The 12,724-nt window shown below is 41.0% G+C and carries 10 protein-coding genes; 2 read left to right on the plus strand and 8 right to left on the minus strand.

Annotated elements, in window-relative coordinates:
• The 4 genes from nrfD to AQ505_RS24625 all read right to left on the minus strand — a co-directional run bounded on the left by nrfD (position 1) and on the right by AQ505_RS24625 (position 7,144).
• On the minus strand, positions 1 to 1,473 hold the full coding sequence (nrfD, locus tag AQ505_RS24610) for an NrfD/PsrC family molybdoenzyme membrane anchor subunit (protein ID WP_062550602.1): 1,473 nt from the start codon (positions 1,471 to 1,473) through the stop codon (positions 1 to 3).
• A gap of 23 nt (positions 1,474 to 1,496) precedes the next feature.
• On the minus strand, positions 1,497 to 4,571 hold the full coding sequence (locus AQ505_RS24615; RefSeq protein ID WP_062550603.1) for a TAT-variant-translocated molybdopterin oxidoreductase: 3,075 nt from the start codon (positions 4,569 to 4,571) through the stop codon (positions 1,497 to 1,499).
• Positions 4,572 to 4,615: 44 nt separating this feature from the next.
• A complete protein-coding gene (locus AQ505_RS24620) occupies positions 4,616 to 5,911 on the minus strand; it encodes a cytochrome c3 family protein (RefSeq protein ID WP_062550604.1) in 1,296 nt (431 codons plus the stop codon).
• Positions 5,912 to 6,163: 252 nt separating this feature from the next.
• Positions 6,164 to 7,144, minus strand: a complete 981-nt coding sequence (locus tag AQ505_RS24625; protein WP_062550605.1) for a deoxyhypusine synthase family protein — start codon at positions 7,142 to 7,144, stop codon at positions 6,164 to 6,166.
• Positions 7,145 to 7,305: 161 nt separating this feature from the next.
• Between AQ505_RS24625 and AQ505_RS24630 the strand changes: the two genes are divergently transcribed.
• The gene (locus AQ505_RS24630; protein WP_062550606.1) at positions 7,306 to 8,439 is read left to right on the plus strand and encodes a BamA/TamA family outer membrane protein; all 1,134 of its coding nucleotides are present in this window, start codon (positions 7,306 to 7,308) and stop codon (positions 8,437 to 8,439) included.
• Between the two features lie 8 nt (positions 8,440 to 8,447).
• Here the strand turns inward: AQ505_RS24630 and AQ505_RS24635 are convergent, their stop codons facing one another.
• Positions 8,448 to 9,230, minus strand: a complete 783-nt coding sequence (locus tag AQ505_RS24635) for an O-methyltransferase (RefSeq protein ID WP_062550607.1) — start codon at positions 9,228 to 9,230, stop codon at positions 8,448 to 8,450.
• A 44-nt stretch (positions 9,231 to 9,274) separates the two neighbouring features.
• On the opposite strand from AQ505_RS24635, the gene AQ505_RS24640 reads away from it, so the two are divergent.
• Positions 9,275 to 10,144, plus strand: coding sequence for a transglutaminase-like domain-containing protein (locus tag AQ505_RS24640; protein WP_062550608.1), 870 nt, complete (start codon positions 9,275 to 9,277; stop codon positions 10,142 to 10,144).
• Here AQ505_RS24640 and AQ505_RS24645 read toward each other — a convergent pair.
• The 3 genes from AQ505_RS24645 to AQ505_RS24655 form a co-directional block, all read right to left on the minus strand.
• Complete coding sequence (locus AQ505_RS24645) at positions 10,141 to 11,061, minus strand: alpha/beta hydrolase (protein ID WP_335337980.1); 921 nt, start codon at positions 11,059 to 11,061, stop codon at positions 10,141 to 10,143. The genes AQ505_RS24640 and AQ505_RS24645 overlap by 4 nt on opposite strands.
• A protein-coding gene (prfB, locus tag AQ505_RS24650) for a peptide chain release factor 2 (RefSeq protein ID WP_157262551.1) occupies positions 11,061 to 12,138 on the minus strand; the annotation gives its coding sequence in 2 pieces (ribosomal slippage) (positions 11,061 to 12,077 and positions 12,079 to 12,138; 1,077 coding nt in all). Before prfB ends, AQ505_RS24645 begins: the two co-directional genes overlap by 1 nt.
• An 83-nt stretch (positions 12,139 to 12,221) precedes the next feature.
• Positions 12,222 to 12,722, minus strand: a complete 501-nt coding sequence (locus tag AQ505_RS24655; protein WP_062550609.1) for a hypothetical protein — start codon at positions 12,720 to 12,722, stop codon at positions 12,222 to 12,224.
• Positions 12,723 to 12,724 lie beyond the last annotated feature (2 nt).

Genomic DNA, 12,724 nt, shown 5'->3' on the forward strand with positions numbered 1-12,724 from the left:
TTATATTTTTGCGTATTCTTCTTGTTTAACACTATCAAATTTCTCTAAAGACTCTACGTATTCTTTTACGTGTTCTTTGTCCAAATGACCTTCTTTAATTTGTTCCATTTTAGATTGCTCACTTGCACTCTTCAGTAACAGTTTCACCTCTGCAATTGCAATAGAAGGTAATACTCTCAAGAATAAAAGGAACAAGGTAAAGAACACTCCGATTGAGCCTACAAAGACACCCACATCTACCCAGGTTGGATAGAACATCGCCCAACTTGAAGGGATATAATCACGGTGTAATGAAGTCACGATAATTACGAAACGTTCGAACCACATACCAATGTTTACAACGATAGATAAAATCCAGGTTGCTGCGATCGAAGTACGGATCTTTTTGAACCATAGTAACTGAGGAGAGATTACGTTACACGTCATCATCATCCAGTAAGCCCACCAGTATGGTCCGGTTGAACGGTTAATGAAAGCGTATTGTTCGTATTCTGAACCCGAGTACCAGGCAATGAAGAACTCAGTGATGTAAGCTACACCTACGATCGATCCTGTTAGAATGATGATCTTATTCATCGATTCAATGTGGAACATGGTGATGTAGTTTTCAAGACCTAATACTTTACGAGCTACTAGTAATAATGTTAATACCATCGCGAATCCTGAGAAGATCGCCCCTGCTACGAAGTATGGAGGGAAGATCGTGGTATGCCATCCTGGAATTACCGAGGTGGCAAAGTCCATAGATACAATCGTGTGAACTGAAAGTACCAGTGGCGTAGAGATACCTGCTAAGATGATACATACTGCCTCAAAACGCTGCCATGTTTTTACGTTACCCGACCATCCGAAAGAAAGGATAGAATAGATTTTACGTCTTGTTCCTACTGCACGGTCACGGATAGTCGCGATATCAGGCAATAAACCTGTGTACCAGAATAAAAGTGATACGGAGAAGTAAGTAGAGATGGCAAACATATCCCAAACTAATGGAGAATTAAAGTTTACCCATAGCGATCCGAATTGATTCGGTAATGGAAGTACCCAGTAAGCCAACCATGGTCTACCCATGTGGGATACTACATACGTCGCGGCGCAGATTACGGCGAAGATGGTCATCGCCTCTGCAGAACGGTTAATAGAGTTCCTCCAGTTCTGTCGGAAGAGTAGCAGTACCGCAGAGATCAGTGTTCCTGCGTGACCGATACCTACCCACCAAACGAATCCGGTGATGTCCCATGCCCATCCAACTGTTTTATTTAATCCCCATGCACCGATACCAAACCAGAAGGTATATCCAACGGATACCAACCATAGTGTGGCACCACATAGTGCGAGTATAAATCCTATCCACCATGCCTTGTTAGGCTTGTTCTCAACTGGCATTAAGATATCATTCGTAATCTTTGCATACGTGATATCATTGCCGGTGATTAATGGCTCTCTTAATATTGATTCCTTATGTCCTGACATAATTTATTTTCTTTAATATCAGCTTACGCTTGTACTGTTGTATCTGTGTTTCTAATTTTTGTCATATAACCTATACCCGGTTGTACGTTGATCTCTTCCAATACATAGTAAATACGCTCACTACGTAATGCTTTAGATACTTCCGACTCAGGATCATTGGCATCGCCAAAGATGATCGCATTTGCCGAACACGCTTGCTGACATGCCATTTTGATATCACCGTCTTTTAATGGACGTTTTTCAATTTTAGCAGTTAATTTACCAGCTTGGATACGTTGGATACACATAGAACATTTCTCCATTACACCTCTTGAACGAGCAGTTACATCAGGGTTAAGAACCAGCTGAGTAAATTCATTGTTCAAATAGTTGTCGAAACGAGAATCATTCCAGTAGTTAAACCAGTTGAAACGACGCACTTTATACGGACAGTTGTTCGCACAGTAACGTGTACCTACGCAACGGTTGTAAGCCATGTGGTTTAAGCCGTCTGAAGAGTGTACTGTTGCCAATACCGGACAAACTGTCTCACATGGAGCATGGTCACAGTGCTGACAAAGCATTGGTTGGTGAACCACAGATACGTTATCAAGGTTGTCTAAATGAGCAATTTCTTTCTCTTTAGTTACCGCATTGATACCAGTACCATGAGCTCCATGTCCGCCTTCTGCATGTGCATCCGCTTCTACATTAAAGCTGTAATAACGGTCGATACGGATCCAGTGCATCTCTCTGCGCTTACGAACCTCTTCTTTACCTACAACAGGAATGTTGTTTTCTACGTTACAAGCTACAATACAAGAACCACAACCTGTACAAGCATTCAAATCGATTGCCATAACCCAGTTGTTACCTGGTTTCTCATATGCCGGCCATAAATCGTAAGTTTTATGTTTTGCATGGTCATTACCTGAACCTGCAGCTGGATTCTTTTTGTATTCTGTGAAAGTAGCTTCACGGATAATGTTTCTTCCTTCGAAAGAGTGGTGCGTTTGTGTTTGCGCCAATTCTTCTCTACGACCTGTTCCAGATAACTGAACTGTAGTTGCGTAGCTAGAAGTACCATTGCTGAAACTTACAAAAGGATAAGCATTTTTACCTACGTTATTTCCAGCTTTACCAGTCATCGTTCTACCAAATCCTAAAGCGATTGAAGCAGTTCCTTGTGCTTGTCCTGGCTGAATCAACACAGGTAAGTCAATAGTATAACCGTTTGCTGCTTTTACAGATACGATATCGAATTCTTTGTAACCTAATTTCTCAGCGAACTTAGGCGCAATAGCAATGTAATTGTCCCAGGTTACTTTCGAAACCGGATCTGGCAATTCTAATAAGAAAGCGTTATTACCATGTCTACCATCGCGCATTGATGCACTTTCATAAACTTGTAATTCGATATCTTTTGCTAATGATTTGCTGTTATTTAAAATGGTAGGAATTACAGCTGCTAATGACAAGTTGAAGTTATAAGCTCCAGCTGGTTTAGCGCCTGCAATGAATACACCAGTTTGTAATACCTCTTTCCAGGTTTTACCGAATAAAGGAAGGATGTTTTTATCCCAGTTGTTACGCACATACTGGTAGTAATCTTTAACCGCATTATCAGACCAGATCAATAAACTCTCTTCTGCCTGACGGGTATTGAATACTGGATTGATAGTTGGCTGAACGATAGAGTAAACACCTTCGTAAGCACTTGCATCACCCCATGACTCTAAATAGTTATGGTTTACTGCAATTACATCACATAAGCTAGCTGTCTCATCTTTACGATCTGCGAAAGATACTTTTAAAGCTACCTTAGCCAATGCATCAGCAAAAGCTTTCGCGTTTGCTACATCATAACCAGGGTTAGCGTTTAAGATAAATACCGCAGCAACTTCTCCTCTGTTCATTTCATTGATAAACTCAGCAAATTCTGCATCGTTACCTGCGTAACGTTTACAAGGATTGTCTAAGTCGATCGTAGTACCATAACTGCCAATTGCAGAGTTGATCGCATTGACCAGAATCTGAGTAGATACGTCATTTGAACCCGAAACTACTAATGCTTTTCCTTTGTTTTGCAACAATTCTTTAGCGACCAACTTAATTGCTTTATCAGCAGTTACGTTATTTGGCAAGCTAGCACCAGCTAAGTTATTTCCAGTAATGGTATTATATAAGGTAATTAATGCAGGTCCCTCTTCTGATAGTTTAACCGGTACACGCGTATCAGCGTTAGTACCTGTTACACTCATACCAGCTTCGAACTGGAAGTGACGTGACATTTTACCAGCCTTTAAAGACTTGTGATTTCTGTTCGCAACATACTGGGAAGTGAATTCTTCACCGCTGATCCAGGTAGATAAGAAGTCTGCACCGAAACTTACGATCAGGTCAGCTTTGTCAAATCTGTATTGTGGAACGACTGCTTTACCAAAGCTATTCTCATTTGCTTTGATAATACCAGTGTAAGATACTGCATCGTATTGTACGTGCTTAGTATTAGGATAAGCAGCAGCAAAGTCAGCAATTACTCCTTTAGTAGAAGGACTGCTTACTGAAGAAGAAACCACACGGATTTTCTTTCCTGATGCCTGAGCTTTATTTAATTCGCCTTTTACAAACTCATCAATCTTAGCCCATGATGCTTTTTCATCATCCTTCAAAACAGGACCATGTAATTTAGAAACATCATATAGATCTAAAACAGAAGCTTGCGCCTGTGCATCTGTACCTGTATTGAATACTCCTGAATTCGGGTTTGCGTCAATTTTAATTGGACGTCCCTCTCTGGTCTTCACCAATACACTCTGTCCATTGAAACTTGATACATAGTAATTCGGGATACCCGGAACTACCTCTTCAGGTCTGATGACATAAGGGATTGATTTATGAACCGGAGCTGTCTGACAAGCTGCAAGCGTTACCGCTCCCAGGCCGAAACCTAGTGCTTTCAAAAAGTCCCGGCGCGGGGTTACCGTACTTAACCCTGCTTCATTTAAAACATCTTCTATTGGAAGGGGCTCAGCAAATTCGTTTTTGTTGTTTTCAACAAAATCGGGAGTGTTTTTATACTCCTCTAAGCCTTTCCAGTATTTTTTATTGCTTTCCATTTAAGCTATATTACTGTTTATCGAACGTTCTTATTAAACTCTTATTAATAGTGGCACTTACCACACTCTAAACCACCCAATAATGCTGGTGTGATTTTTTCGCCTTTTTTGATTTTCTCATGGGCTTCAATCACTTTCGTATAGAAAGCATTGTCTTTACCTGAAATCTCAGCGTCTTTATGGCAATTGATACACCATTTCATCGTTAGCGGAGAGAACTGATAAACTTCTTCCATGGTATTCACCGGACCGTGACATGCGAAACATACCGGCTCATTTGGCTGAAGACCTTTTTGTTTTCTGATCGCTTCCTCACCTACTACTACGTGTTGAGAGTGGTTGAAATAAGCAAAATCAGGAAGGTTGTGTACACGAATCCATTCTACTGGTTTCTCTTTAGACTTGTCGTAAGTCAAAGTTGATGGATCGTAACCGATCGCAGTGTAGATCTTTTGGATCTCAGGAGAAATTTCACCATTGTACTTCTCAGTAGCCTGTACCGATTTGTGACAGTTCATACAAACGTTCACAGATGGAATAGAAGCATTTTTAGATTTAAATGCCCCTGAGTGACAGTACTGACAATCAATCTGATTCGTCCCAGCGTGTAATTCGTGAGAGAACTTAATTGGTTGTACCGGCTGATATCCAGTGTGTACACCTGTATTCCACATACCCATCCATCCGAATGAACCTAAGCTCACTACTAAACATAGAATGAAGAAGAATACAAATTTCTTGTTTTTGAATAATCTGCGAACACCTACTACTAAAGAAACGTTGTCTTCTTCTGTAAGCACTACACCACGTTTTTGTAAGATCAGACGCTCTAACATTTTAATCGCACGTCCTAGTACCACTAATACCGCAATCGATATTAATATAATAGCTACGATACCTGCGATAGAAAAATCAGATACACCTGTGTCAGCAGTTGCAGTAGTTGCTGCTGCATCGCCTTCTTTCTTAGGCTCGCCCGCTTTAGCGTAAGCGATCACACTTTTAATTTGTTCGTCTGTTAACGTAGGAAACGTTGTCATCTCCGATGGAGAGAACTTCGCAGCCTCAATCGCTTGCTTATCGCCAGCATCAACTAAAGCTTTCCAGTTCCTTACCCATTTGATGGTAAAGGCTTCGTCTAGCTCGTTCATTTTGGCAGTTAAAGCCGGACCTGTACTGTTACGGTCTAATTGGTGACAAGAAGAACATTTATCTTTAAATATTTTTCTTCCCTCCACTACATCTTGCGCTTGTGTTGCAGAAACGATTAAAACAGATAGAGCCGTGAACATGAATGCCGACTTCCAAACTCTTCTAATGATCAATGAGATATCCCTCATAATGAGTATTTTATGCTATTTTTTAAAAAACTTGTAAACCGCCTTTGGCAATCGAACTTAGGTTCTACACCAAAACGTCCACAAAAGTAAAATTTATTAACTTACCAATGACAAATAAATGACAGTAAATACAATTTATAATCAATCTAAATAGTTCGTTTTTGGGGCTTTAAACGAAGAAAATCAGCAATTTTTAAAAAACTGCTGATTCTTCTCAGCCAACCTCACATTGACAATATTTGTAAATTCAATTTACATTTTTAATATCCATGCAAAGATCAGTGGCGCAACGATTGTCGCATCTGATTCTACAATGAACTTTGGCGTGTTGATATCTAATTTACCCCAAGTGATTTTTTCATTCGGTACTGCACCTGAATAAGATCCATAAGAAGTAGTTGAATCAGAAATCTGACAGAAATAGCTCCAGAATGGAATATTCTCCATTTCCATGTCTTGATACAACATAGGAACCACACAAATGGGGAAGTCACCGGCAATACCTCCACCAATCTGGAAAAACCCGATACCTTTACCAGCACTGTTCTTAATGTACCAGTCTGCTAAGTAACCCATATATTCAATACCACCTTTTACAGTAGTCGCTTTAACTTCACCTTTCATCACATAAGAAGCAAAGATGTTACCCATCGTTGAATCTTCCCATCCCGGTACTACAATCGGCAAGTTCTTCTCTGCCGCTGCAAGCATCCATGAGTTTTTAGGATCAATCTCATAGTATTGCTCTAAATCACCACTCAATAACATTTTGTACATGAACTCATGTGGGAAGAAACGCTCTCCAGCATCTTCTGCATCTTTCCAGATCTTATTGATGTGCTTTTGTAACCTGCGGAAAGCCTCTTCTTCAGGAATACAAGTATCTGTAACCCTGTTGTAATGGTTTTCTAAAAGATCCCATTCATCCTGTGGACTTAAATCACGGTAGTTAGGTACTCTTTTGTAATGCGAATGCGCAACAAGGTTCATAATGTCTTCTTCCAGGTTGGCACCAGTACAAGAAATAATCGAAACTTTGTCCTGACGGATCATTTCAGCTAATGAAATACCCAACTCAGCAGTACTCATCGCTCCTGCAAGGGTAATCATCATTTTACCACCTTCATCCAAATGTGTTTCGTATCCTTTAGCCGCATCCATCATAGCTGCCGCATTAAAATGGAGATAATTCGTCTCCATGAATTGCGAGATAGGTCCTCTTGTTGTACTCATTTTTGATTAATTTATGTTGTTGCCGCAAAAATAGGCAAATAATCGTAAAGGACTAATCCTAACCCCGCTTTAAAACGGAAAGCTCATCAAATACTGGCGCTAATCTTGCTATGGGATCGCCAGTAACAAAATTTATATAAATCTTTCCCTATTTTAGGCCAATGAAGAGAATTTCGCTTTGCATCACTATCCTGATCATTACCGTCGCAAACGCATCCGCACAAAAGAAGTTTATCAAACGATACTTATCAGAAAAAACAGATAGCTCACGCAGAGCGAGCTTTATGCCGGTACCCATTTTCCGGTATTCCCAGGAAATTGGTGCAGAATTTGGCCTTGGTGCATTATACTCTACTTACCTTGATAGAAAAGACAGCACCAACCGCAGCTCCAACTTTTCTGGTGTTGCTTCTGTATCAACCAAAGGACAGTACAACTTTTCTTTAAAGAGCGACATCTGGACTAAAGGCAATGAATATCATTTCATCTCCGAATTCAGATTTAAAAGAATGCCTTTTGATTTTTTCGGGATCGGCAATGAGACTTTATTTGCGGATAAAGACAGATTGATTCAACGCCAGTCGAGAGTGATGCTCGAAGCAGAAAAAAGATTATTACCGCATGCCTATACTGGGCTCTCCCTTGGCTTTGAAAATTACAACTTCAAAGATGAGCTGACAGGCGGCTTATTTAGTACAGCTCCAGATCTATTTCACAGATCGGGCGGCAATGTTGCCTATATAGGTATCTCGCAAAGCTACGACACCCGGAATTCCAACAACTACCCTACCAAAGGATTCCTTGGCCGCGTTACCTACCAATACGCCCCTAAACTCTGGTCAGGCGAAAGCTTCAGTGGAAGTGTCATCAGAGCAAATGTGAGAAATTTTTGGTCGCTCAGCCCTAAATTCGTTTTAGGTGTCAATGCTTTATTCCATACCATACAAGGAAAAAAGATTCCTTTCTATCTATTGCCGCAAATGGGGAATGATGAAATGATGAGGGGATATTATACCGGGCGTTATCGCGATCAGAACTTACTGGCTGGACAGACAGAATTGCGTTACCGCTACAACAACCGTTTCGGTGCCGTCGTCTTTGCAGGAACCGGTCAAGTTTTTGCCAATGGCGATTTTGCCCTGAAAAGCTTTAAACCCTCTTATGGAATGGGCGGAAGATATTTCTTTGATCCGGAAAAAGGACTGAGTGTCCGTATGGATTATGCAGTAGGAGAAAAACGCAGCAATGAAAAACGCCAGAGTGGTTTCTATTTCACCCTGGCCGAGGCATTCTAAAAGAGATTTTAAAACTTAATCTTAAAATGTTCTTTTGCCTGTCCTTTTTTAAAGTACACCAATCCGATCCAAAACAGGTCTATGGTTACTGTAACCTCTGGATGGCGTTTGATCTCTTCCCAGGCTTCTTTCATCCCTTCACTCCAATAAATATCGTCAAAAATCAATAGCGAACCTTCATGTACTTTCGGCAAACACCAGTTGAAGTAATTGAGCGTCGCATCCTTTCTATGGTTTCCGTCTATATAGACAAAATCAAGCTGATCTGCCTGTGCGATTAAATCGGGCAGTAAGGTGTCAAAATTCCCAACCCTCAACTCTACATTTTCCAGTTCCAGATCCACAAAGTTCTTATAAGCTACTTTTGCCGTTTCCGGGCAGCCTTCAATCGTAATGATATCTGCTTCCGGACAGGCTTTAGAAAGATAAGCCGTGGTCAGTCCCAGACAAGTACCCAATTCTAAAATATGATTTGGCTGGTTCTCTTTCGCAAGGCGATAAATCAACTGCGCCAGCCTTGGGCTCTTCAAAGCGTTCTTTGCGATCTGTCGTACCTTTTTAGTACGGTTCTTATTCAAATGAGAACCTGCACCGAGGTCGGTCACCTTAATTAAAGAATCGTCATTTAAAAGTTTTTTTCTTTGTGCTTCAATGCTTTTGTAATCACTTTTAACGTTAAAATCGTAAATTACCTCATCTGTGAGCTTATAAACGAAAGGAGAATGAGTACCATGTCTGCTTTTTGAAGTCAATCGGTGCTGGAGATAGTCGCTGATAAAGTTGAAAACCATAGCTACAAAAATAAGCAATCACATGATTCTAAGTTGCATGTTTAATGGAAAATAGTAAAGAAATAAGCGCATTGGTCAAATTGTTGGACGATCCCGATCCGGAGATCTTCGACCATATTGAAAAACGCCTGCTGGAGTATGGAGAAGAAGTGGTTCATTTTCTTGAAAATGCATGGGAAGAATCTTTAGATACCGTCTTACAGGAAAGAATTGAGAATGTAGTTCACAAAATCCAGTTCAAAAGTGTAAAAGAAGACCTGAACCTCTGGTATCAAAGCGGAGCCTTCGATCTGTTACAGGGCGCATTGGTGGTCAACAGGTATCAATATCCGGATCTTGATGAGGAAAAGATCAAATTCCAGATGGAAGAAATCAAAAGAGAGATCTGGGTCGGACTGCAATATGAAATGAGTTCTATTGAAAAGATCAAACTGATCAATCATGTATTCTATAACGTATATGGCTTCAGTGGAAACACAAAAAGCCACCATGACCCTCAAAATTCTTACATCAATCAGGTATTGGACAGTAAGAAGGGAAATCAAATCTCTTTAGCCATCATCTATTCGACAATTGCCCAGAAGCTGGATATCCCGGTATATGGCGTCAATCTGCCACAGCATTTTATTCTCGGTTATATTGACGAGAGCAAAAGAGAAGACCATGAATTTGGCGTACTTTTCTATATCAATGCCTTTAACAAAGGTGCGATCTTCGGCAAACATGATGTTGACCAGTTTCTTCGGCAGCTGGGACTTGATCCTTTGCCTGGGTTTTATGCGCCATGCAGTAATGTAGAAATCATCAGAAGAATCATCAGAAACCTGATCTCCTCTTATGAGAACCTAGGTTCCACGGAAAAGGTAACAGAATTGAAAGAGCTGCAGGACATTCTAGACAACAGCAACCTCTAAATCATCTTATTGGCTTTCATCCAGTTGATCAGGCGGTCAAACCATTGATCCTGCGTCGTCTTATTGTTCAATCCGAAACCATGGCCACCAGCCTGGTAAGCATGAAGCTCTACTTTATTACCTGCTTTTGCCATTGCCCGATCAAAAGACAAACTATTTTCAACAGGAACAGATTTATCATCATTTGCATGCACTAAAAACGTCATCGGTGTTTCTGCATCCACATGGCGCTCATTGGAAAAGTATTCCTTTTGTGCATACGTTGCATCCGGACCAGTCAGATTTTTCGCAGAACCGGTATGTGGGGATTCCAGCAAAGAAATCACCGGATAAATTAATATCGAGAAATCCGGACGAAGACTCAATCCCTCTTTATTCTCTATTTTGACGTCCTTAAAATGTACCGTCAATGTGGATGCCAGGTGTCCACCCGCAGAAAAGCCCATGATCCCTATTTTTGCAGGATCAATATGATATTTCGCAGCATCTTTCCTGACTACGTACATCGCCTGCTGGGCATCCTGTAAAGGGCCGAAAGATTTGTCGATCATAATCGCATCATCCGGCAAGCGATATTTCAATACAAATGCAGCAACGCCGATGTCATTGAAGCGCTTAGCTACATGATCACCCTCATGGTTAATGGCCAGAATACCATAACCACCACCCGGACAAATGATCACTGCCGCACCTGTTGCCTTCTCTTTAGATGGCAAAAATACTTTTAATGTGGGTACAGATACCTTACTGACCCTAATGATTCCATCTTTTCCTGTCTCAGAAAGCTCTTTATAATCTGCAGGCGTAGACTTTGCCCCCGGAATAGCTCCAGGATAAATCAATATACTTTCCTGCGCCATCGCGCTATTTGTAGTAAAAAGACCGGTCATCAGTAGTACAATAAGGTATCTCATCATTAAAATTCCATTAAGTAAGCTTTCAAAAATTCATTCAAATCACCGTCCAATACGGCCTGAGCATTAGAAGTCTCATAATTAGTCCGTAAATCTTTGACCAATTTATAAGGATGCAGCACATAATTCCTGATCTGCGATCCCCATTCGATCTTCTTTTTAGAACCTTCAATCAAAGCAGTTGCTTCCATGCGCTTCCGCATTTCTGCTTCATACAGCTGCGATTTCAACAAGCGCATTGCATTTTCTTTATTCTGCAGCTGTGAACGCGACTCCTGGTTTTTAATTACAATTCCAGAAGGCTTATGGTACAGCCTTACGGCAGTTTCCACTTTATTCACATTTTGTCCACCAGCACCACCGGAACGGAAAGTCTCGAATTCAACTTCTGAATCCTTTACTTCAATCTCAATCGTATCATCCACTAATGGATATACATATACGGAAGCAAAAGAAGTATGCCTGCGGGCATTGGAATCAAAAGGCGAAATGCGCACCAAACGGTGAACCCCATTTTCCCCTTTCAGATAACCATAAGAAAAGTCTCCGGCAAACTGAAGCGTAACTGATTTTATACCGGTCACCTCTCCTTCCTGCGAATCCTGTTCTGTTACCTTATAACCGTTCTTCTCTCCCCACATGATGTACATACGCATCAGCATGGCTGCCCAATCACAGCTCTCCGTACCACCGGCACCTGCAGTAATCTGCATCACCGCGTGCAGCTGATCCTCCTTACTGCTCAGCATATTTTTCAGTTCCAGTTCTTCCACCATATTTAAACAGCGGCTGTATTGTTCCTGCATTTCTTCCGCAGTGGCATCGCCGGATTGGAGAAATTCAAACATGACTTCTGTATCTTCCAGTTCCTTATTTACTGCCTGCCAGGCATCAGTCCATACTTTCTTAGAATTAATTCCTGCCAAATGCTTTTCTGCTTTTTTAGGATCATCCCAAAAATCAGTTTGCAGGGTTAGCTCCTGCTCAATATAAATTTCCTCAAGACGTGTTTCTACGTCAAAGATGCCTCCTCAGCGACGCTACTCTGTCCCTTAAATCCTGAATTTGTTCTTTTGTCATAATCACAAATATATAATAATACAAAGAGGTTCTGTCCCTGTTTTCAAAAACAAGCACAGAACCCCTTTAAACCTTTTCTTTTGCTAACTAAAAAGTCCTTTTAGCTTATCAACAATTCCAGACTCCCCTTCTTTTCCAGGCTCGCTGCTGCTACTGAACAAATTCGTCAGATCCGATAACTGGAACTTCCCGTCTGGTCCTGAAATCTTCGATAACATATCCTGAAGATTAAAAGAGCTGTCGTTCGGATCATTTGTCTTACTCACCAACTTATCCATTACTCCTGGAATAATTGAGGCAGCAATGGCTTTCGCTGAATCCAGGTTGATGCCCATCCCAGACAGCTTGTCAATAAAGCCAGAGGAAGCATCCTTTACCACCGAAGAGTTGGTCACATCTCCACCCTTAAAGGCATCTACAAGATTACCAATGTTTCCCGACGACAATTGTTGTTTCAAGGAGTCAAAAATAGAACCGGAGGCCGCTTGAATCGCTGCTTCATTTTGCTCATTTGGAACGTCGGAATTGTTCACAATAGCATCCTGAGCGCTTTGTTTAACCAGTTCATTCAAATTTTCTAACATAA

Origin of the sequence: Pedobacter sp. PACM 27299 (genome assembly GCF_001412655.1) — a bacterium.
Lineage (GTDB): Bacteria > Bacteroidota > Bacteroidia > Sphingobacteriales > Sphingobacteriaceae > Pedobacter.